Genomic DNA, 22,152 nt, shown 5'->3' with positions numbered 1-22,152 from the left:
TAATTAACACATTTTTTTTATTTTTTTTCCCAACTATTTGTTCAACAAAAATCATTAATGATGTTACGGCAAATGTAAGCCCCCCAACCCATACCGAAAAGCTGAATCCGGCACCAACCAAAATAATAATTGAAAATAAAATTATTTTATTATTTAAATTTCTTGCGCCAATTAAAAATAAGGCCAGAATTGAACATGATGCAGCCAAGAGATGTTGTGGCACCCAAGCGGCTTGAACAATCCATGATTCTAGGGGATGAACATTTGATAGAATTTTAAAAAGTTCATAACCAGTCAATAAATCGACAAAAGGAACAATCGAACCAGAAAATAAAAAGAAACAAAATAAGTATTGACCTTTTTTTTTATTAATAGATTTCGAAAATAATTCACTTAATAAATAGAAACAAGTAAATATAGAAATAAATGCAGAAATAAAAGCAAGAATAATATCGGCATTTAAACCTGAACAATGGAAAAATACAACAATATTTGCTGACAATAAATAAAAAAGATAATAATAATGAAATAATTCCCCTGCAGATGGATCAATACAGAAAGGATTTATTATAGGAAAGCCATCCCTAACAATTGAATTAACCAAGGCTATTTTAATATGGTCAAATAAGGGTGTAGAAATCCCAACATCAGATCCATTTATTTTGATAAAAACACCTGATACTGCTATAAATGACAAAATCAGAGGTAAAATAATAATCGGTTTGTCAGAAAAACCTTTTTTATAACACTCAATACTCGGTTTATTGATCCAAAACGTCAAAACAAGAGGAAATAAAAATATTATAGCGGCCTGAAATGTTCCAATATTAAATAAATTATTGATCCATAATGCAGTTACTCCCAAAATAGCGATACCCAAAGGGAAAGATAATTCAAAAGATCCGTATTTATTTACTTTTCTGGCAAATGGATATCCGACAACATAACTGTAAAACAGTAAAATTATGGTAATAATCATTAAAAATAAAAGATTGGAAACAATAAACATAAATTATACCATTCAAATAATTTTATTTACTCTATTCAATAATTAAAATTATTAATCATAACAGGGGCACATTAATTATCACTGTATGATAAATTGAAAAATGTAAGATTTTTTTCCAATGCATAATGTATTGGTATTAAACATGCAATTGCCGTACCGATTTCAAGTCTTTGTGCAAGGTTCTTTTCATGACTTTCCCTGTACTGTAAACGTCGAATAGCACTTTTAATGATCAAGACAGTCCTGACATGATGCCCTCCTTTAAAATGACTTATTCTTCTAATAACAACACGCAATTGATTTTTGACATCCTCAGGTAAAATGTCATGAATGATCATTTTTCTCATTTCAATAATATTAATCCCGATAACCATTACCGCCAATGCACCTTGATTATACCGTCTAATCAGTGTTAGCTCCTTAGTGGGGTCAAACTGCCTCATCAATGAAACAAACCAGTCCGTCGTTACCGCAAGCCATTTTCTTGCCGGAGGAATGGTCAATAATACTGGCAGGGTATGAATATCTTTTATCATTCTTTGACGAATTGATTTTCGCACCTGAATTGGTGAATATGGTGCGATATATCGGAATGAAAAAATAGCAATCGCTGCCACTGCCACAGTGGCAAAAGCCGTATTGAAAAAAGTCAGTTCGTTCATTTTATCCTGATTATCAACAACCAGCATCAATGATAAAAAGATTGTGAAACTCATCCCTATACCACGGGTTGGCAAATTATAAATCGCCAATCCCCCGATAAAAGCTGGAATGAAAAAAGCGATACAGAGCAACTCAATCGTATTTGCTGACGCAATTAAAGTAACATTCATAATACCACTGACAATCATGGCCAAAACTGTGCCTTTTAGAAAATCCAATGAAAATTTATAACTATTTTCAAAAAGGCATAGGCGGCCACAAATCATACAGGAAAATCCGAGAGCATTTGTAAAATTAGGCCAGGCAGTAACTTCCCAAATCAGACAACACAAAATCACCACCAAAAAAACACGCAATCCATTCGACCAGGCCAATCTGAAATTAAACAGTGGAGGCATTCTAAATGTAAAACGGTCATGCAGGGGAGGATTGTGAACCATTCTGTATTCCCTTAAAACCACTTCCAACTCGCCCAATAATTCACTTAAAGCCCGATATAAAATTCTTTGATGTAGAAAAGACTGTTTTTCAATAGATTCACGATCTGAATAGTTTAAAGCCGTATCATGAAAAATATGATTGGCAATAATCTGTCGACATTCCCAACGAAGATCGGCAAGCTTTTGCATATGCGCTCTAAAATCCATATTCTTATTTATAAATTGAATCAGAGATTGAACATAAGTATGAACTTGCGAAAAAATACTATGGAAGTCATTTCCTGCCTCTTTGAATTCCCGCATGTAAAGCACTAGATTCATTAATCTAGTCAAAACAATGACTACAGAAAACAAAGTGGCATGAACATGGTCAATCATATGATCGTTACCAGTCATTTCAGCTTTTCTGAATTCTAGGGTATTTCTTGTTGCAGCAATAGCAGAAAAGGTTTCCCTTACCCGGTAGACAGCCTGATAATCACCATTAAAAACATCCTTGATAACATTAAGGGCTCCTGTTATGGCCATTAACATATTCTTCTCAATATTAGATCGAGCTTGTTTCTCCTGATTATAAGCAAAAATACGTTCAACTAAATCCTGACACAATACAGCTAAAATAATATAAGTGCCCCTGGACATTGCCAGCATAAACACATTTTCAGGATCAGAACTTGCTGTAAAAGCGATAATTGTACAGGTATATCCTGCCAAGACAACGCTATAGGAACTAGAGCTACGGATTAGGCTTGCAAAAAAACAGCAGCCCCCTATCCAGCAAGCCAGACATATTTCAAATAAAAATGGTTGCTGAGGGAATGCGGCAACAATCAAAACCGAAACAACAACTCCGACTATGGTTCCCACAATACGCCATTTTGATTTGGTTATCGTCTCTCCCCGAGAGGTTTGAGAAATAATCCATACTGTCATAACAGCCCATTTGGGGCTGTCCATTTCCATCCATAAGGAAATTGCCAAAGCAAGAAAAGAGGCAATGATTGTTCGCAATGAGAAAAAAATGGCTTCTTTTTTAGGAGCGTATAACCATTTAAAAGATTGTATATTTGGTAAAAAAACGTTGAATTTAAACCAATTCAACTTTAAACGAATATTCTCCATCCATACAACCTTGTTCTTTAGCCCTTTAGTTAATTATTTCCCCCCTCGAGAGGAATTTGCCTGCTACTCCTGTAAAAATACAAATAAGTGACAAACAAAAAGGAATAAAACGATGTCCCAACGAAAACAACGTAAAGGACAAAGCTCCTGGTAACGCAACCGCCCTTACTCCTTTGACGCCCCAGTCAATCTGGCTTATTTTTCTTCCATAAGAATCATAAACTGCTGATATTCCCGTATTTGCTACACGCACAACTGGAATTCCTTCCTCCACGGCACGCAATCTTGCCGCAGCAAGATGTTGCCTAGGACCGGCAGAATTTCCATACCACGCATCATTTGTTAAATTCAATATCCATTTTGGTCTATTTTTATAATCAAGAATCTGTCCCGAAAAAATAACTTCATAACATATTAATGGTGCAAAAGAACTTACTCTTGATAAATTCAATGTGACATTTCCCTCACCTGGTGTTAAAACCTGTCCAGGTACAACATGAAATGGAATATACCAAGGTTGGGATTCACCAAAAGGTACCAATTTCACTTTATTATATACATGATCAATCGCTCCATCCGGTTGCCTTAAAACTACCAAACTATTGTAAAGAACATTTGATTCTTGCTGGGTGATGGCTCCTATAATACCGAAAGAGGCATCTGGATTATTTTGCATCATAACTTTTCTCGCTGCGTCATCATATTGAATACTCCCTGGAAAAGAGCTTTCAGGCCAGGTATAAATAATAGGTCTTTCAAACTGCCCCAATTCTTGACGCAAGGTTACCGCCTGAACAATCGCATCCGAAGTAAGTTGCATGTATTTCTGGAAAATTCGGCGAGGATCTGTATTCGCTATCTTGTCATCTTCAGCTATATTTCCCTGAATTAAGGCAACAATAGGTGTATTATTATCTGTAATAGGCGGTTTTTCTGCCAAACGGTAAAAACCAAACAAAGCCAAACCACAAATAGTTCCAGCGATAATCATCCATCCTTTTTTTCCATATAATGGAAGCAAGACGAGAATAACCGTTATCAATGTCAATCCATCCACCCCAATAAGGGAAACGGTCTGGATAAAAATATCCCCTATCCTGCCAGGGATCTCCCAGGTACTGGCCAAAGGATTCCATGGAAAACCTGTCAAAACAGGATTCCACCAATTAGGCGGCAACATCACCGCTCTGGACATATCACAAACGGACCATAAACCAGCGAAAACAAAAATTTTCAATTTTTTTGAAGGCTTTATCCAATAATAGAAAAGCGTAGGCAAACCCGTCCATAATGCAAGTAATATCGCACATAATGGAGATACAATTGGAACAAGCCACCAAAAGTCCTGTGCCCGTATCAGTATAGCATTTACAAGCCACGATAATCCGATTGTATGCAAACCAAAACCAAACCAGTACCCTTTCATCAGGGCACATTTCCAATTTTTGGAACGATCAATTGAATGCAGAAGTAACGGAAATGAAAAAAATAAAATAAATATAAAATAGGTGGGTGGAAAAGCCAAGGCAGATATTCCTCCCAAACCTGTGAGATACAATACTCCTTGCCATCCTTTTAAGTCATGCCATTTATCCAAATGAAAATCCATTTTCTTAATATATGAAATAACTTTATAAAATAGTTTATAAATTTTCAAACTTCATGAATAATTCAAAATTCCAATGCGTCTCTCAAACGACGTTCATAATGACGATAGTATTTATCTGCAATGAGTTCAGTTTTAAGAATTATTGCAACATCCGTGGTATTAAATTGCTGATCGATAACAGCACCATCCCCAACATATCCTCCCAGTCTTAAATAACCCTTAATTAAAGGAGGAAGTTCCAATCGGCAACGAAAATGATCCAAATGATGCGGATCGACACGCAACATTTCCACACGACGCTCTGGCAAAGCCTTGACTAACAAAGCTGGGGGTGCCAATTGAGTTTGATAAAGATAGGTTAAGATTTCGGCATATTGATCGGGGTCTGTTCCCGGGAAACTGGCACAACCAAATAAGATATCTATTCGATAATAAAAAATATAGGCAGCAATTCCCTCCCACAATAACTGCATTGCGGATCGATTACGATATTGCGGATGGACACAAGAGCGACCGACCTCCAAAAGATTGCCAGGATATTCCTGTAATACGGAAAGATCATATTCTGCACGACTGTAAAAACCACCCGCCTTGTCGGCATTTTCCTTTCGAATTAATCGATAGGTTCCCACGACCCGCTCATGATCAGATATTTTATTATAGTCAATTACCAGTAAATAATCTGAAAATTCATCATATTCATCAAAATCTCTTTTAAGATTACGAATATTCTCGTTAGGAATCGCTCCCATCTCTTCATAAAACACTCGATAACGTAAAGCTCGGGCTGCATCCTTTTCCGATTCTGTCTCGGCCAACCTGACTCCTAGGCTACCTGAACGTAATTCAACAAATTTATCTCTTCTCAATTCTAAAGTTGATAAAGAACAGCTTCTCTTTTCCCTATGCATATTTTCTTTCTATATAAATCATAAACCAAAATAATTTATATATATATCTTGTAAAAATTACGAATCTTGTTCTGTCTTAATACGGCGCCCAAACAGTTCCAACCGATGCTGAACCAGTTCGAACCCTAATTTTTTCGCCATGATCTCAATCATCTTGATATGCTCAGGATCTTCAAATTCAATCACTTTTCCAGTATCAACATCGATTAAATGATAATGCGTTCCCTGTTCAGTCACTTCATAACGGGCACGTCCCCCACCAAAATCATGTTTTTCCAGAATACCCTTTTCTTCCAACAAACGAACAGTACGATAGACCGTGGCTACAGAGATATTATTATCCAATTTTGAGGCCCGTCGATATAACTCTTCAACATCGGGATGATCATGGGCATGCGAAAGAACATGGGCAATAACACGTCGCTGCCCGGTCATTTTCAGACCTTTCTTAATACATAACCGTTCTATATGAGATAAATTATTCATTTTTTCACGTGTCATACAATTCATTCAATTATTACAAAGAAGCCTATATGCGCCCTAACTGGAATACGGACAATTGCCAAGTCAATTTTCAACAAAAATTATAACTTCAAAAGATAGCTTTCTTCAAACTATTTATAACTTAATTCAAATCATTAAAAAAGATATATTTCTCTATTTACCAAGAGTCGTTCTAGGACAAAGACTTCAGCATAAGATAAGCATTCTTATTTTTACCATAATAATCAACCCTTTTTGTTTGAACTTCAAAATTATAATTACAATAAAGCTGATATGCCTTTTTATTATCTTCAGCAACTTCTAAAAAAACTGATCTGATGTTTTCCATTTTCATTTTTTTTATAAATTGCTCAAGAATGGCCTTGCCTATCCCTCTTCCCTGAAAGGGGGGGGAAACAGCAAAAGTAACTATTTCCGCTTCATCAATAATTTTGGAGTAAAATAGAAAACCCAGCATTACATTTTCTTTATCCATATAGACACATGCAGAATGTGTAGGTAAAGCCATCAGTGTTTTGAAATCTTCAGGTTTCCAATATTCATGTTCTGGAAAAGCGGATTGATGTAATAATGCCAATGGATATTCTAAACCATTTCCCTCTGTAATAAATTGTATTGGCATCACTTCATTCTCTCGGCATTTTTATTTTGGTGCTTTTCGCAGTCCACCAGCAGGTAAACTCGCTTTGGGAGGATCTATATATAAAGGATAGAGTTTATTCGTAACTTTATCACCCTGATCATAATGATCCGCAATCTTGGCCATCATAACGGCATCCGCCTCATTTATAGAGGATTTGCGCCAATTGACTTTTGTTGGAATAAGAGGTTCTATAATTGGAAACGCTTCACCTGACAAAATAACTTCTTCTTCCGGCCATGGTATATCAACAAAATCGAAAGCTTTTATTTCAGATTTTTGATTGGTTTCAATAAATACCCTATTTCTTCGGGCCAGGGTCATATGCCAAACTAATTTACCAGAATAGTCTTTTTCGATATATGGAAAAATCGCCTCACCACGGCGTAAAGGGACAACCGGACAATGTAACCCTGTTTGCAATCCCAATGAGAATGCAATGGAAGCCCTCAATCCTGTAAAAGATCCAGGTCCAATAATAATAGAAATAAGATCAATCTTATTAGCGACTAAATAACCGTTCCGTACAAATTCATTGAAATAGATTGGAAATCTTTCTGGGGCACCTCGTTCAAAGGATTTTTTTTCACATTCCAACCTATATATTTGATCCTTAACAACAACAGAAATAAAATTAGGTGCCTGCTCAGATGCAGAGGCACCATTAATGACTAAAATTGTTTTATCGTTTTTCATAGATTTACAACATTAAGCAGGCTTCCTCAAACGCAAGCCTTTCATTTCGTTCCCCAATATTTTCCTTATTCCCGTATCCCAAACATATCAAAAAATTGGAATGCCAACCCTGTTCTTCAAAAAACAGTCGATCCACCATTGTATTGTCAAAACCCGATAGGGGAGCAACATCAAGCCCCAATGAGCGAGCTGCAACAATCATATATCCTCCCTGCAAAGTAGAATTGCGCAAAGCCGTCTCTTCAGCAAATGGCATGTCTCCCGCATACCATGATCTCAATTCAACCGTTGGATATAAAATCGGTAATTTTTCATAAAATATTGGATCATATGCTACAATAACAATAACAGGAGCGGATAGTGCCAGATCAATATTCCCGTCTGTAAGAGCGGGTCTCAATTTTTCCTTACTTACTGGATGACTAAGAAAAGTAAACCGAGCCGGCTGGCAATTTGCAGAAGTTGGACCCATTTTTACCAAATCATAAAGCTGATACAAGACGGAAGATTCCACATCCCTATTTAACCAAGACCTGGGAGTCCGTGCCAAATTAAAAAGACGATCCAGACATTCCATAGGCAAGGAAGATTTTTCATCCATTTCTTTTTTCCAATTCATTCATCCGAATTGATTCGAGACGTAGATCTCTTTAATATTTTCTTTAGCAAATAAAATTAAATTCTTACTTGCTCCACAGTAATAACCTCAGAAAGATATCGCTGCAGGATCACTTCCACCCCATGTTTCAAAGTCATTGCTGAAGAGGGACACCCCTGACAGGATCCCTGCATTCTTAAATAAACACATCCATCCTTATAACCGTAAAATATGATATCGCCACCATCTTTGGCTACAGAGGGGCGAATTTCCGTATCTAATATCCATTTTATTTGCTCAACAACCGCTTGATCCTCAGGTGCAACTTCCATCTCGATCACATTGACTTTTGAAGTTTTATCGAGAACGGGTCTTTTCATCAAGAGAAAATCCATGATGATAGCACTTAACGCTGATTTCAGCCCATACCAGGAAACTTTCTCATCTTTGGTTACAACAATAAAATTGTGACCAAAAAAAACACGTTTCACTCCCTCAACATCAAACAGGCTCAATGCGAGTGGCGACATATTTGCAGCCTCTTTATTCGTAAAATCAATTGTCTGGTTCGAATCAAGGATCGGTTTACCCAAAATGAATTTCAATGCATGACTGTTTGGTGTTTCTTCCGTATGAATAAGCATTCCCAGTTCCTTAATCCCTCCACCTTAAATAAACAGGCTTTACCCAAATAAAAACCTATCAAGAAATATGCCTTTTAAGTGGATTTATCAAAATAGACAAATAAATAAACAATTGTTAAAAATATCGCAAACTATCCTCTTCACGAAAAAGCATATTATTATTAATTACTTAGTATTTCAATATATCCTATTTCAAGATTTAGGATTTTGTCTGTAATTTAATCAGCCATAAATCAGCAATTTCTTTTATAACTCCCTGTGCTTGAATAGATTTTAGATTTTGAATTGATTGATTTTTCTGGTTAACTTGTAGTTGTGCCATAGCATAATGAAGCAACGCCTCATTAGAATCTTTCAACGTTTTTTTCAGTGCTTCCTTCATCAATAGTAGACCTGACTGACCTTTACCGTCCATAACCTGATCATATCCAAGTATCAACATATCATCACCATTTGGTGCCTTTTCGAAAGCTTCCAATTTTGCAGGTAACGCTGATTTATTCTCGTTAATTTTATCCCGAATAAATTTCCTAAGTCTCATAACACGTGTCGAGTTATGATCCGTACCCAATACTCCCTTGTCATAACCAGCCGCAAGGATTTTCAATGCGAAATGCGGCATATTGGCTTGCATTGCCACTTCCGCCATTTCCATATATTCTTCACTGGTCCTCATTAAATTCATGTTAAAACGCAAATTGAGTATTTCAAGTTTGACAGAGGGTGATAAATCACGGCTGGATGATAGTGCCGCCATAATATGCCCCCAATATTCGGCTTTGGGATAATGCATAGCCAATTGCGTGTAACTATGTCGCAAACCATCCTGATCTCCAAGTTTTTCTTGGCAATTAGCCATAATTTGCCACTGGGATTCAGCTGGTACCTGACCATTTTTTATTTCTTCATCTATTTGTTTTTGCTGAGCTGTCATTGCTTCCTTATAGTTATTGTTGAGAAAATATGACTGGATCAGCAATGTTTTCATGTGTGTGTTGGTACCACCAACCAAAAAATACTGTTTAATATATTCTATTGCCTTCACATATTGTCGAGCTCGATAGGCAAGGCTGGCCTGCGCCATTCTTATTTGAATTTTTTCGGATGCAGACGTACGTGTGGAATTAATCAATTCATCATATCCGGTAAAGGCTGCATCAAGATCATTCTGCTTGATTGCCAAAGCAATCCGCAAATGTTCAATAATATTTTTTTCATAGGTGGAAGGATTTGGAATTGTCTGAACTTCCTTAAGCGCAGCATTGGCCTGGGCAATCTTTCCCTGTTTCATAAGATGTTCTATGTTTTTTAAAGGAGCAGCCATTTTTTTGCTTACCACTTCTTTGGATTCAATGGAAACCGAATATAAACCTCCAGCAGTTCCCAATAAAGCCACCATCCATAAATTTCGCAATAAAGAAACAGGTTTCATAGTTTGATATCCCGATCTATCCTCATTCATTACTGTTGATTGGCAATTGTTATCTTTTTTACTCCTAACCGTTGGGCATCAGCCAAAACAATGGCAACATTTTTATAATTGGCCAATCGATTGGGCTTTACGACAACAACTGGCTGGTCAGAGTTAGCAGCTATTTCACGAAAACGATCAAGTAACGCATCCTCATTGGAAATAGCAGTATCATCAATCGACAAACTATTATCAAAATCAATACCGATTGTCACCGTTTTTGGAAGTTCTGTTTCATTTACTGGAACTGCTCTTCCCAAGGCCAATTGTACGGATTGCGTCTGTAGAGGAATAGTTATAATCAACATTACCAATAAAACCAGCATTACATCAATCAAGGGAGTCGTGTTAATATTTACCATGACCTCTTCTTCCTTTTCACCTTGCTGAATCATGATTCTGCGAGCATGTCCAGAACGTAATGAACGCATTATACTATATCCTTTTCAATCATATAATCTGGCTTAACCCTATACCGTATTACTATTTCCTAATTGGTTTCGTAATAAAATCAACCCGACTGATCCCGGCTTGCTGACAATCCTGGATAACCTGACCAACTTTCTCAAATTTTGCCTGTATGTCTCCCCAAACTTGAATTTGGGGCTGAGGATGTAAAGATGCTACCGAAGCCAATTTTGCCTTTAATGCATTATCATCAGGTAATAGCTGTTCATTCCAAAATACCTGACCATCCGCCTTAATAACAAGGGCTATATTTCCTACCTTGGTTTGAGTTAAATGACTGTTACGTTCTGGAATATCAACCTTTACAGCGTGTGTGGCAACAGGAATAGTGATTAAAAAGATAATCAGTAGTACAAGCATGATATCAACCAAGGGGGTTGTATTGATTTCGGATACCACCTCATCATTATCCCCTTCCGCGCTGATAAAATCCCTCACACCACGATTACCATTCAAATTAAAGCTCATGGGCCTCTCTTTCCTTGCTCGGGGATCGCTTTTTTATTATTCAGGTTTCCCCCAAGTAAGACTGTTTGAACATCTGCAGCAAAATTGCGAGTTTGATCCATAATCACTTTATTGCGACGAACCAGGAAATTATATCCCAGAACAGCAGGAACAGCCGTAGCCAAACCAATTGCTGTCATAATTAAAGCCTCGCCTACAGGACCGGCAACCTTATCCAATGTAGCCTGTCCAGCGATACTAATGGCGGTCAAGGCATGATGAATACCCCAGACTGTTCCGAACAATCCTACAAAAGGGGCAGTGGATCCAACCGTTCCCAAAAAAGCCAGACCGCCTTGCAATTGTCCCTGTATCTTGTCAAGCGCTCTATGTAAGGCCATGGACACCCAGCTGTATAAATCAATCGTTTCCTGCAAGGAGCCTTCATAATGCATCAATGCATCAATACCATTTTCAGAAATATATCGATAGGAAGAATTACTACCTAAACTCTCTGTACCCTTTTTTAAAGTGTTTTGTTGCCAGAACTGTTTTTCACGCACTTCTTTTCCAGCACGCGTCACACGGTTTTGGACAACAATTTTTGCAACGATTACATACCAGCTCCCTACTGACATTATTGCCAACACAAGCAATGTTATCCTTGAAACAATATCACCCGCTTTCCACAAAGCTTTTAAACCATATGGATTTTCTGATGATTGAGGGACAGCTTCCGGTTTTACTGGATTGTCTATGGTCGAAGAAACGACTGGATTTACGTTGCTACCCGCTGAATTTTGCATTGGTTGAGAAGCGGAGTTATCATGTACAGTTGATGTTGGTATATTTTGCTGAGGCTGCTGCGCAAAACCATTGTTTATACCTGACAGGCAAAGCATTCCAGAAAATGCGGCAATCACAGTGAATTTAAAACGAATCAATCGAAATAAACTTTTATTTTTTTCCATATTTAACACATTCCTTCGTTAATTTTACTGGGCAGTAATTTCTTTAAACAACATCAGACAACACAAACATATTCATTGTTATTTATTTTTATATTGATATGAAACACCATCAACTTATAATTGATTCTAGGTTCATTTCAAACCTATATACCATATCTGCTATCGAATGGGTGACGCTCTGGGATTGATTTTTGATAACCCAATGACATAACGATCATGTTCCTTAAATATATTTTTACAAATATTTAAAGCGTCAACTAAACCATCCCTAAAATTTTTGTCATAAAAATTCATATCATGAGAGTACGGATTATCAATATTGGTCTGCCCAATATCTTGTTTGGTAAACTTATTCATATTTTTCGACATTAACGTAACTAAATTTAAAGAAATTTTATCTTTATTTGCATTTAAGGTGATTGCTTGACATATCCAATCCAAAATAAATGAACCATTTATCCAGCACCTAATTTAAAACTGATTGTAAGACGATGGTTTTTCTCTTTTACTGGCATACCGTTGCGTGTGGCTGGACGATAACGGGCAGAAGCCACATAGCGTAGAGCCTCTTCTTTAAACGAGTTTCCTCCCTTGGCTTCAATTACATTACAATTATTGGTATGGCCATCCGCTTCAATATCACAGGATAGTATAACCCGACCTTCCTTACCCGCCGCTTCCATATCAGGAGGATAATTCATTTTAACACCATTAAGTGCACGGCTGCCAGCACTTCTGTCAGGAGGACCATCATTTGGAGTATTCGACATCCCCTCACCAGATGTACCATTCATATTCCCTTGATTTTGACTATCGGATGCCGAGCTTTTTGCAGGTTGGGCAGCCGGTTCCCTTTTTTTGACTTGTTTTTTTACAATTTTAGGCGGTTTAGGTTGTACAGAGGCTTCTGTATTGATTGGGGGGGGCTCAATCTCTGGTGGAGGTGGAACAATCATTTCCGGTGCAGGTGGTTGTGAAACCTGTGCGGAAGCTGAGGATGCGGCGGAAGATACATCTACAACCCTTATTTCTAATGGAGCAGGCATATCTTCTTTTTTATTGGAATGCATCAGAAACAATAATCCAAGAATTCCAAAAATATGAAACAAAATAACAAGAATTAAAATACCAATAGATTCAATAGGATGACGTTGATTAAGATTAACCATGAATCATTTTCCATTTCCTGTGAAATTACTCATCTTCAATACTTATCCACTGATAAATCATTATTAGTCAAAGTTTTTAACAAAGCCTTTTTATCATGTTGCTTTCGCACTTGCTTCTGAACGTGTTGCCCCCACCCTTAAAGCCAGTGCCGCTGCCATGAAATCATCCAGATCACCGTCCAGAACAGCATCTGGATTGGTTTTTTCCACATCCGTTCGCAAATCTTTCACCAATTGATAGGGTGCCAAAACATAAGAACGGATTTGATGACCCCAACCTATATCAGTTTTATTGGCTTCTGTCTGTGCCGCCTCTTCCTCGCGTTTTTTTAATTCCAATTCATATAGACGGGCCTTCAACATTTCCATTGCTGTTGCCCGATTACGATGTTGTGATCGATCCGTTTGACAAGCGACAATAATTCCTGTTGGAACATGGGTAATTCTTATGGCTGATTCCGTTTTATTGATATGCTGTCCGCCAGCACCCGATGCACGATACGTATCGATTTTCAAATCTGATTCATTTACTTCAATATCAATTGAATCATCTATAACTGGATAAACCCAAACAGAAGCAAAAGATGTATGACGCCTTTTAGCGGAATCAAAAGGCGAAATACGAACCAAGCGATGAACTCCCGCTTCAGTTTTCAGCCACCCATAGGCATTTATCCCGCTTATTTGCAATGTTGCCGATTTTATACCCGCCTGTTCCCCTTCAGTACTTTCCAACATGGTTACCTTATAACCATGTTGTTCAGCCCAACGTGTATACATTCTTAACATCATCTCAGCCCAATCCTGCGCTTCCGTGCCTCCTGCCCCGGAATTCACTTCCAGATAACAGTCATTCCGATCGGCTTCACCAGAAAGTAAACTTTCCAATTCAAGACGTTTAACTTCTTTTTCCATTGATTGCAATTGTTGCAAGGCATCCTGAACAATTTCCATGTCATTGTCCTGTTCAGCCAACGCAATTAGGTCAAGATTTTCCTTGCAATCCTGCTCCAACCGTTCAACCCGCTCAATTTGATTGGCAAGCCCTGTTCTTTCCTGCATAATCTTTTGCGCAATTTCCGCATCATCCCATAGATTGGGATCTTCAATGCGGTTATTTAACTCGGCTAGACGATCTTTAGCTGTATCCCAGTCAAAGATGCCTCCTCAGCAGTTCTAAAGACTGCTCTATTGTTTGTTGGAGTGTATCACTCTCCGCAGACATACTCGTTTCCTTTATTTACCTTAAATGCAATTAATTATTAATCCAATTAACAAGATTTTAATAAAAATACAAGGTCAACCTTAATATAATCCACCCATACCTATATCTTCCCCTTCACCTGAAGATGAAGATTGACCTGTTTTTTCACCAATCTTTTTTTCACTTCCTTCATTAGATGGAGATACAATCCCCTCATTACTATCCATGGACTCTTCAGAATCAGGTATATTTTCAGCTCCTGTATCCTGGGCTGTCAACTCACCCGTTGCTGCCCCCTTATTCAAATTGATGCTAATTCCCGGGGTTTGTCCTTCCTTGAAAGCATCGGTTACACTTCCTTTACTCGTATCATAACTTGCTAGAAAAACACCTTCTGGTTTTGCAAAATCAAGTTTGGGACGATTAGCCAGAATGTTTTTCATGAATTCATTCCAAACTGGCGCGGCAACAACAGCGCCAGACATACCTTTTCCCAATGTTTTTGGCTGATCAAACCCAAACCATACTACCGTCACGACATCCGGTGAAAATCCTGCAAACCACGCATCATTAAAATCCTGACTGGTTCCTGTCTTGCCGGCAAGTGGACGATCTATCCCACGCGCTGCCGACATACCGGTTCCACGTTTCATCACGTCTTCCATCATGGTTATAATTTGATAGGAACTTTGAGCTGATGCAACACGTTTACGATGATCAATAATAAGGGGAAGCCTATCTGGATCTTCCGAATGTTCCAACTTCAAGACATCTGAATGCCAGATTACCTTTCCATTCCGATCCTGAATATAGTCAATTAAGGTTGGTTTTGTTAACAACCCCTCTGCCGCAATACTTGCATAGGCACCAGCATGACGGAAAACCGTTGTCTCCACAGCACCCAAAACGGCAGGTAAAACCTTAGGCATTGAATCTACTTCACCTAATGCAATTGCCAAATTTGAAATAGCATTCATCCCGACTTGAGCGGCCAAACGAATGGTGACCAAATTCCTTGAATAACGTAAGCCATTATGTAACGCTGTTGGTCCCCAGAATGTTTTTTCATAGTTGTTTGGATGCCAACTACCTGCTGAAAAAGGGGAATCCATAAAAATCTGAGATGGCGGAATATTTTGTTCCATCCCCGCCAGATAAGCTATGGGTTTGAAAGAAGAGCCTGGTTGTCGTTGAGCTTGTGTCGCTCGATTAAACTGTGACTCAGCAAATGACCATCCACCAAACATGGATAAAACGCGGCCTGTCTGAACATCAACAGAAATTAACGCACCTTCTATCAGAGGAACCTGACGCAAGGCGACTTTACCATTATCAGCCAAAGGCTCAATTAAAACAACATCGCCCATTTTTAATGGATGAGAAGAACGCTTTGTCCAACTTACATCCTTATTTTCCAATAAAGCCAATTTCTCATTCTTATTCTCCAACCATCCAACTTTTCCCGTACTACTATTCAAAACAATGGCAACACGCCATGCATCCAATATCCCGGCAGGATTTTTTTGTCTGGCTAGCAAATCACTCCATTCTTTTCCATCTTCAATATTTAAATGATTTATTGCACCTCGCCAACCATGTTGCCGATCATATTTCATTAATGCCTGCTGCATTAACCTTGTTGCTAGATTTTGATTTTTCAGATCCAAACTCGTATGAACTTCCAAACCACCCTGCATTGTTTTATCCATTCCATAGCGATCTATCAGATCACGCCTTACAGCCTCGGAAAACCATTGTGTTCCTGCCAAAGGTCCACGTCTTATAACAGATTGTGTCACTTGCAGGGGTTCATCCATTGCCTGTTTCAGGACTTCTTTGCTGATTGCACCAGTTTCTAGCATACGGCTCAAAACGAAATTACGACGTTCCAGCCCTGCTTTCGGATGATGATAAAGATCATAATTATAAGGAGATTTAGGCAATCCACCGAGATAGGCCGCTTCTGCCACGGTCAGCTGATCAAGATTTTTATGAAAATAAGTTTGTGCGGCCGCAGCAACCCCGTAGGCACCATCACCAAGATAAATTTCATTTAAATAAATTTCCAGAATTTGATCTTTGGTCAGGGATTGTTCAATTCGAATTGCCAAGATAGCTTCCTTAATCTTGCGATTCAAATTCCGCTTATTGTTAAGCAACATATTACGCGCAACCTGTTGCGTAATCGTTGAGGCCCCCACCAGACGCTTACCTGACGTTTTACGGAACATATCTTGTACAACCGCACGTACAATTGCCAAGGGGTCTATCCCGCCATGAGAATAAAAATTCTTGTCCTCTGTCGAGATAAAAGCATTCTTGACCCGATCCGGAATAAGGGTAATAGGAACAAATAATCTCCGCTCTGATGCCAATTCTGCCATGACACGATCATTATTGGCATATATCCGGCTCATAACAGGCGGGGCATAATTTTTCAACCCCTCAACAGTAGGCAAATCCTGTACAGCTCCCTCATATTTTATCCAGGCAAATAATCCACCTCCCGCAAGAATAAAAAGGAACAAGCCTGCAAGTATTCCAACCAACATCCGCCATATACGGTATCTGGGGCGTTTTATAATTGAATTACTATATTTATTACCAGCATTAGACGGATCAGAATTTTTCGAAGACATAAAAAAAACTCTACATCAATTGTGAAAACTCGATTATTAGGAGTTATTCTTATATAACATTTTTAATATGAGTAAAAAACAACTATGTTGTTATTCCAAGAATATGTCGATCTTTTATTCAGTTTACAAATATAATTTTGCAGATTTTTTTTGTTTATCCCAAATCTTTTTCCCCTCCAAATCAAGTTTTGTCCATTCATCATCCGTCAAATTAACATTCACCGCTGCTGTATTTTCCTCTAAATGTTGAACGGAACCCGTTCCAGGAATGGGAACAATGATTTTTGAACGTTTTAATAGCCAGGCCAACGCTATCTGACGGGCTGAGGCGTGTTTTTTGTTCATAATTTCTTCAAGAACAGGACCAGTGAATTTCACCCCCTGTTCTAAAGGTGCATAAGGTATGAAAGCGATATTATTTTCATCACAAAAATCAACAACGGCTTCTGATTCCCGATTAACCAGATTATATTTGTTCTGAACGGAAGCAACCTTGAAAAATTTTGACGCACGTTTAATCATCCCTACAGATACGGCAGATAACCCGACATGACCGATTAATCCCTCCTGCTGCATTTTGGCGATAGCTTCAAACTGTAATTCCGGAAAAGTATCTTCCCCCACACGATGCAATTGCCATAAACGGATTTGATCCAGTTTTAGACGACGCATACTCATTAAAACACATTGACGTAAATAATCTGGACTGCCAATGGGTCGCCAAATATCCGGCCCATGCCGGGTGTGCCCCCCTTTTGTGCCAATCAATAAATTTTTCGGATAAGGATAAAGTGCTTCGCAAATTAATTCTTCGCTAATAAAAGGACCATAGCTATCTGCCGTGTCGATAAAATTAATCCCCAATTCTAGCGTACGATATAAAGTTGCAATAACTTCCTTACGATTTTCAGGTTCCCCCCATACACCTTTACCAACAATACGCATCGCACCAAATCCTATTCGATTGATCTTGATTTGGTGATCAAATTGAAAATTACCCGCTAAAGCCGCATCAATTGACTGCATTCTTTTTTCCTATCATAGATCATTCATTAATTATTAAAAATAAATGATTTATAAAATAAATACCACTTTAGAAAAATAAATTATCTATCAGAATGATATAAAGTAATATTTTTAATAATGAATTTTATCTATTCAGTATGAAATTTATTAGATCATATTAAAAATAATTGTCGCAATAAATCTTGAGATATTATTTTATTGTACATTAAATCATAACCTTATATTTATTCTAATTTTAAAAAAATTATTATGGCATTATAATTTAATCAGAGATAATTCTCATTTAAACATATTTAATTTTTGAATGATGAAAGAATTTAAATGTTTTCGCTTCCACCTAAAATTATTCGTGATACAGAACTTGTTCTCGCCACCCATAATCCAGGCAAGGTAAAGGAAATTCATCAATTACTTTCCAATTTTTCATTAAGAATTCATTCGGCAGGTGAACTTAATCTGACAGAACCTGAAGAAACAGGGACAACCTTTCATGAAAATGCCCGCTTGAAAGCTTTACAAGCCAGTTATGCCTCAAACATGATTGCTTTGGCAGATGATTCCGGTTTTTGCCTTAATGGATTGAATGGGGATCCTGGTTTATATTCTGCTCGTTGGGCGGGACCCCATAAGAATTATTCTATGGCCATGCAAAAAATGCATGATAAATTACAGTCCATTCCTGATAAATCGGCTTATTTTATCTGTGTGTTATCCCTTGCATATCCAAACGGTAAAACATATGAATTTGAAGGAAAAGTTGACGGTAATTTTATTTGGCCTCCCCGTGGACAATACGGTCATGGATATGATCCCGTTTTTCAACCATTAAATAATCCGTTAACTTTTGCAGAAATGACTGATTCGAAAAAAAATTCAATTAGTCACCGTGCTCTAGCTTTTCAAAAATTCATTCAGGCCTGTTTCTAACCCTTACCTCTATATAATCTATTGGAATGAAACATCCCAATAGATTTATTCCCTATCGATATCCCGTTTGGGTAATAACGCAGGAACAAATATTAATGTCGCCACCAATGTACATCCTAGGGATATCAATAGTAATAACCCCATACTCGCTGTTCCAGGATGGGCTGAAGCCGCCAAAGATCCAAAAGCCGTTCCAGTTGTTAAAGCTGAAAATAGAACCGCTCTAGCAGTTGGCGATGATAAGGGATTCGATAGTCCTTCACGCCAATTCATTACAAAATAGATATTAAAGGATACACCAACTCCAAGTAAAAGCGGTAATGTAATGATATTGGCAAAATTCAAAGGCTGATCGATTAAGACAATCACAATAATTGTCATAAGTCCTGACAATATCAAAGGCATTAATACAAGACACATATCCAATATTCGACGTAATGCGATAAATATAATGATGGCCAAAGTTATTATCGCCATAACCGCCGCGATAATAAAAGCATGAACCACTGTATTTGCACTTTCTATGATATCAACGGAAGTTCCGGCCGCTTCAGGAGCAACGGAACGAATTTGTTTAACAAACGTTGCAATTTGTTCATTATCAAGATTTGTGCCTTTTGGATAAATCTCTATCCTGTATAATCCATCTTTTGTTCGATATTCATTTGCTAACTCTTTGGGAACATCAGTTAAAGAAACGGCTGATGGCGTTAACATAATTTCCAGATGGTGCAATTGAAAACCAAGAAAACGAACCAGATCATCATTGATTTTCATGAGGTCATTATCAGACATACTGACAATTTTTTGCAATGCAAGACGTATTCTTTCCAATGGACTATCAGACGTCAGTGTATTTTGTACCGAATTGAGTTTATCCAACATTTTCTGCATAGACTGACGTAATTCCGATGCTGATGGTCTGGATTTGATTGATGTGTTTGACAAAGTGTTTAACAAGACCGACGCTGCATCCCTGATCATTGGAATTTTAATTTTTTGATCCTCCGGAACAAAAGATCCAAGCCAAATAACATTTTGCACTGAAGAAAGCTGACCAATCTGATCTACGAGTTTTTTTGCCTCTTCAGGAGATTTAGCCATTACATCTGCTGTATAAGGATTAGTATTCGGATCATTCATCAATAGCTGTAAAGCCTTCATCCCTTCAGAATGGGTATCCTTGGTATGAAATGGGTCTGCATCAAAACTGACCTTTTGATCAACCAGAAAGAAAATGCCGATAACAGCAATCACTGCATAAACAGCAAGGATATACCAACGATAATGTCGAAATTTATTATCCAAACTTTTCAATCTGGGAAAACCAGCCATAGCTTGAACTATTTTTGGCTGTAAAATTGTTAACATGGCTGGCAAAAGTGTTAACGTGCAGATCAAAGCAATAATCATACCCGTGCCGGCAATTAAGCCAAGCTGCTTAACCCCAACAAAATTTGTCGGAGTAAACGCCAAAAAACCTGCTGCTGCTGCAACAGAAGCTGTAAATATCTGATGACCTGTATCATATCCTGTTTTAGACAATGCCAATAAAGTTGATTGCCTTTTATTGGTATTGTCATCCGCTTGAATATCTTGCCCCCTGAAACGAACAGAAAACTGGATTGCGAAATCAACAGCAATACTGACAAACAAAATTGCGAAAGAAACGGATATAAGGTTTAACGTGCCCACCGCAATTGAAGCAAAACCTGTTGTAAGAATCAAACCGATCAATAACACATATAGTATGGGTATAATAATACGCCAGGTTTTTACTGCAAGGAATAACCAGCCCGCAACCAATACAAAAGAGGCAAAAAGACCGAGAACCATGCCATCCATGACCGTGGAAAATTCCTCATCATTGATTTTTGCATCTCCTGTAATATGAATCTTCACATCTCCTCTTTGAACATATGATATGGAAGAAATTGCTTTTTTTAATGACGCAACAGCCTCCCCTGAAGGTTGCAAGGAGGTTAAATCCATTTTTGGTTTTGCCACTACGATTTGATATCGACCAGCCAAACTTGAAAGTTCTCCAGAAAGACTTTTCTCCCATGAAAAAGGTTCAAAATCTCTTTGTGATGCTTTCTCTAATGTTTTAGCAAATCCATTTAATTCATTTTTATACTGTTCCAGATCAACCTGATTTTCCTTAATACCTTCTACAACCATACCCAACGTATCAAATAATCCTCGTGCAGAAGTATCCGCGGCAAGACTACTCAAAAAAGGTTGTGCACGAATTATTGTATTCAATGTTTGATCCAACACTGGAGGATCAAGGAACATCAATCCGTTTTTAACAAGAAAAGGATTATTTTCTGGTGAACTAGCAAAATAAAAATGTTTTTTATCCTGATTTAACTGATTAACAAGAATTTCTGCACTTAATTCCCTTTCTTCCGGAATTTTGGCCTCAATAATCGCAACTAAAATTCCCTCTCGATTTGGGAAATTCTTTCCCATCCAGTCCGATCGCTGCTTCCAAGGCATTTTCGTGGAAAACATCTTGGTAGTATCAGTAGTTATATCCAGTTTCTTACTTGTTACAAAAATAGATACAATTGCCAGCAACAGATAAACTATAAAAACAAGCCATGCATGACGTGAGCAAAATTCAACAATCCGTCTAATCAATGCAGAAACCATTCCGGCAACACATCCTTTTCGTACAATACAGAAGAATTCAAAACTCTATAGATTTATAAATATGTTATATCTTTTAATTGATACAATAGAAGAAAATAGCTTTCATCTAAAAGCATTCAACATCCATTATATAAATCAATTTTGTAACAACTTATAAAAAAGGAATAACAATTCAGAAATTTTCATTATGGTTCGATTTCAATATTCTGAATTTTGGATTATTAACTTTTCAATATGACGAATTCTTCTGGCAGTTTAATTTTTTTAAAACTGAAAAACATAACTACTCCTTTTTTTTTTATATTTAATTCCCAAAACTAATAAAAATTAATTCAA

20 protein-coding genes are annotated in these 22,152 nt (G+C 37.6%); 1 reads left to right on the top strand and 19 read right to left on the bottom strand.

From position 1 onward, the window contains the following. The 18 genes from U0839_RS05405 to U0839_RS05320 all read right to left on the bottom strand — a co-directional run. The coding region (locus U0839_RS05405) for a hypothetical protein (RefSeq protein WP_413550252.1) at window positions 1-1,009 on the bottom strand (1,009 nt) is incomplete at its 3' end. 71 nt (window positions 1,010-1,080) lie between these two features. Then, window positions 1,081-3,234, bottom strand: coding sequence for an FUSC family protein (locus U0839_RS05400; RefSeq protein ID WP_413550251.1), 2,154 nt, complete (start codon window positions 3,232-3,234; stop codon window positions 1,081-1,083). A 25-nt stretch (window positions 3,235-3,259) separates the two neighbouring features. Continuing rightward, window positions 3,260-4,843: an apolipoprotein N-acyltransferase gene (gene lnt / locus U0839_RS05395; RefSeq protein ID WP_155565093.1), complete on the bottom strand. Its 1,584-nt coding sequence runs from the start codon at window positions 4,841-4,843 to the stop codon at window positions 3,260-3,262. 62 nt (window positions 4,844-4,905) lie between these two features. Beyond that, window positions 4,906-5,754 (bottom strand): GNAT family N-acetyltransferase, encoded by an 849-nt coding sequence (locus U0839_RS05390; protein ID WP_155565092.1) that lies wholly within the window; start codon window positions 5,752-5,754, stop codon window positions 4,906-4,908. 57 nt (window positions 5,755-5,811) lie between these two features. Continuing rightward, window positions 5,812-6,255, bottom strand: a complete 444-nt coding sequence (locus tag U0839_RS05385) for a Fur family transcriptional regulator (protein WP_110438649.1) — start codon at window positions 6,253-6,255, stop codon at window positions 5,812-5,814. A 175-nt stretch (window positions 6,256-6,430) separates the two neighbouring features. After that, window positions 6,431-6,880: a ribosomal protein S18-alanine N-acetyltransferase gene (gene rimI / locus U0839_RS05380; RefSeq protein ID WP_155565091.1), complete on the bottom strand. Its 450-nt coding sequence runs from the start codon at window positions 6,878-6,880 to the stop codon at window positions 6,431-6,433. A gap of 21 nt (window positions 6,881-6,901) precedes the next feature. Continuing rightward, window positions 6,902-7,594 (bottom strand): tRNA threonylcarbamoyladenosine biosynthesis protein TsaB, encoded by a 693-nt coding sequence (locus U0839_RS05375; RefSeq protein ID WP_155565090.1) that lies wholly within the window; start codon window positions 7,592-7,594, stop codon window positions 6,902-6,904. A gap of 4 nt (window positions 7,595-7,598) precedes the next feature. Further along, entirely contained in the window at window positions 7,599-8,195 is a 597-nt protein-coding gene (locus U0839_RS05370; protein ID WP_155565089.1) for a malonic semialdehyde reductase, read from the bottom strand. Between the two features lie 74 nt (window positions 8,196-8,269). Then, on the bottom strand, window positions 8,270-8,836 hold the full coding sequence (locus U0839_RS05365) for a NifU family protein (RefSeq protein WP_155566487.1): 567 nt from the start codon (window positions 8,834-8,836) through the stop codon (window positions 8,270-8,272). A 199-nt stretch (window positions 8,837-9,035) separates the two neighbouring features. Next, on the bottom strand, window positions 9,036-10,268 hold the full coding sequence (locus tag U0839_RS05360) for a tetratricopeptide repeat protein (protein ID WP_155565087.1): 1,233 nt from the start codon (window positions 10,266-10,268) through the stop codon (window positions 9,036-9,038). 29 nt (window positions 10,269-10,297) lie between these two features. Then, window positions 10,298-10,738 carry an ExbD/TolR family protein gene (locus tag U0839_RS05355; RefSeq protein ID WP_413550247.1) on the bottom strand — a complete coding sequence of 147 codons (441 nt, stop codon included), beginning with the start codon at window positions 10,736-10,738 and terminating at the stop codon, window positions 10,298-10,300. Between the two features lie 52 nt (window positions 10,739-10,790). Further along, window positions 10,791-11,243 (bottom strand): ExbD/TolR family protein, encoded by a 453-nt coding sequence (locus U0839_RS05350; RefSeq protein WP_155565086.1) that lies wholly within the window; start codon window positions 11,241-11,243, stop codon window positions 10,791-10,793. After that, window positions 11,240-12,193: a MotA/TolQ/ExbB proton channel family protein gene (locus U0839_RS05345; RefSeq protein ID WP_230882730.1), complete on the bottom strand. Its 954-nt coding sequence runs from the start codon at window positions 12,191-12,193 to the stop codon at window positions 11,240-11,242. Before U0839_RS05345 ends, U0839_RS05350 begins: the two co-directional genes overlap by 4 nt. A gap of 159 nt (window positions 12,194-12,352) precedes the next feature. Beyond that, window positions 12,353-12,562, bottom strand: a complete 210-nt coding sequence (locus U0839_RS05340) for a hypothetical protein (RefSeq protein ID WP_155565085.1) — start codon at window positions 12,560-12,562, stop codon at window positions 12,353-12,355. Between the two features lie 86 nt (window positions 12,563-12,648). After that, complete coding sequence (locus U0839_RS05335; RefSeq protein ID WP_155565084.1) at window positions 12,649-13,362, bottom strand: energy transducer TonB; 714 nt, start codon at window positions 13,360-13,362, stop codon at window positions 12,649-12,651. Window positions 13,363-13,455: 93 nt separating this feature from the next. Next, window positions 13,456-14,587 (bottom strand): peptide chain release factor 2 gene (prfB, locus tag U0839_RS05330; protein ID WP_155565083.1). Its coding sequence is split into 2 segments (ribosomal slippage): window positions 13,456-14,517 and window positions 14,519-14,587, totalling 1,131 coding nucleotides; the frame shifts between segments, so codons are not numbered across the junction. Between the two features lie 80 nt (window positions 14,588-14,667). Then, complete coding sequence (locus tag U0839_RS05325) at window positions 14,668-17,205, bottom strand: penicillin-binding protein 1A (protein WP_196424838.1); 2,538 nt, start codon at window positions 17,203-17,205, stop codon at window positions 14,668-14,670. Window positions 17,206-17,328: 123 nt separating this feature from the next. Beyond that, window positions 17,329-18,231 carry an aldo/keto reductase gene (locus U0839_RS05320; protein WP_155565082.1) on the bottom strand — a complete coding sequence of 301 codons (903 nt, stop codon included), beginning with the start codon at window positions 18,229-18,231 and terminating at the stop codon, window positions 17,329-17,331. A 321-nt stretch (window positions 18,232-18,552) separates the two neighbouring features. On the opposite strand from U0839_RS05320, the gene rdgB reads away from it, so the two are divergent. Beyond that, window positions 18,553-19,158 (top strand): RdgB/HAM1 family non-canonical purine NTP pyrophosphatase, encoded by a 606-nt coding sequence (rdgB, locus tag U0839_RS05315; RefSeq protein WP_155565081.1) that lies wholly within the window; start codon window positions 18,553-18,555, stop codon window positions 19,156-19,158. A gap of 45 nt (window positions 19,159-19,203) precedes the next feature. Here rdgB and U0839_RS05310 read toward each other — a convergent pair whose 3' ends face one another. Further along, window positions 19,204-21,816, bottom strand: coding sequence for an MMPL family transporter (locus U0839_RS05310; protein WP_155565080.1), 2,613 nt, complete (start codon window positions 21,814-21,816; stop codon window positions 19,204-19,206). Window positions 21,817-22,152: the final 336 nt, after the last annotated feature.

Origin of the sequence: Commensalibacter sp. A3DC, from assembly GCF_047307945.1 — a bacterium.
GTDB lineage: Bacteria > Pseudomonadota > Alphaproteobacteria > Acetobacterales > Acetobacteraceae > Commensalibacter > Commensalibacter melissae.
The sequence above is the reverse complement of the archived record's forward strand: the minus strand, read 5'-3'. Positions and strand labels throughout refer to the sequence as shown.

What these genes read in the sequence shown, in the direction of transcription:
- U0839_RS05400 (WP_413550251.1), bottom strand. Translation starts at nt 3,234, where the DNA reads ATGGAGAATATTCGTTTAAAGTTGAATTGGTTTAAATTCAACGTTTTT.
- lnt (WP_155565093.1), bottom strand. Translation starts at nt 4,843, where the DNA reads ATGGATTTTCATTTGGATAAATGGCATGACTTAAAAGGATGGCAAGGA.
- U0839_RS05390 (WP_155565092.1), bottom strand. Translation starts at nt 5,754, where the DNA reads ATGCATAGGGAAAAGAGAAGCTGTTCTTTATCAACTTTAGAATTGAGA.
- U0839_RS05385 (WP_110438649.1), bottom strand. Translation starts at nt 6,255, where the DNA reads ATGACACGTGAAAAAATGAATAATTTATCTCATATAGAACGGTTATGT.
- rimI (WP_155565091.1), bottom strand. Translation starts at nt 6,880, where the DNA reads ATGCCAATACAATTTATTACAGAGGGAAATGGTTTAGAATATCCATTG.
- U0839_RS05375 (WP_155565090.1), bottom strand. Translation starts at nt 7,594, where the DNA reads ATGAAAAACGATAAAACAATTTTAGTCATTAATGGTGCCTCTGCATCT.
- U0839_RS05370 (WP_155565089.1), bottom strand. Translation starts at nt 8,195, where the DNA reads ATGGATGAAAAATCTTCCTTGCCTATGGAATGTCTGGATCGTCTTTTT.
- U0839_RS05365 (WP_155566487.1), bottom strand. Translation starts at nt 8,836, where the DNA reads ATGCTTATTCATACGGAAGAAACACCAAACAGTCATGCATTGAAATTC.
- U0839_RS05360 (WP_155565087.1), bottom strand. Translation starts at nt 10,268, where the DNA reads ATGAAACCTGTTTCTTTATTGCGAAATTTATGGATGGTGGCTTTATTG.
- U0839_RS05355 (WP_413550247.1), bottom strand. Translation starts at nt 10,738, where the DNA reads ATGCGTTCATTACGTTCTGGACATGCTCGCAGAATCATGATTCAGCAA.
- U0839_RS05350 (WP_155565086.1), bottom strand. Translation starts at nt 11,243, where the DNA reads ATGAGCTTTAATTTGAATGGTAATCGTGGTGTGAGGGATTTTATCAGC.
- U0839_RS05345 (WP_230882730.1), bottom strand. Translation starts at nt 12,193, where the DNA reads ATGGAAAAAAATAAAAGTTTATTTCGATTGATTCGTTTTAAATTCACT.
- U0839_RS05340 (WP_155565085.1), bottom strand. Translation starts at nt 12,562, where the DNA reads ATGTCGAAAAATATGAATAAGTTTACCAAACAAGATATTGGGCAGACC.
- U0839_RS05335 (WP_155565084.1), bottom strand. Translation starts at nt 13,362, where the DNA reads ATGGTTAATCTTAATCAACGTCATCCTATTGAATCTATTGGTATTTTA.
- U0839_RS05325 (WP_196424838.1), bottom strand. Translation starts at nt 17,205, where the DNA reads ATGTCTTCGAAAAATTCTGATCCGTCTAATGCTGGTAATAAATATAGT.
- U0839_RS05320 (WP_155565082.1), bottom strand. Translation starts at nt 18,231, where the DNA reads ATGCAGTCAATTGATGCGGCTTTAGCGGGTAATTTTCAATTTGATCAC.
- rdgB (WP_155565081.1), top strand. Translation starts at nt 18,553, where the DNA reads ATGTTTTCGCTTCCACCTAAAATTATTCGTGATACAGAACTTGTTCTC.
- U0839_RS05310 (WP_155565080.1), bottom strand. Translation starts at nt 21,816, where the DNA reads ATGGTTTCTGCATTGATTAGACGGATTGTTGAATTTTGCTCACGTCAT.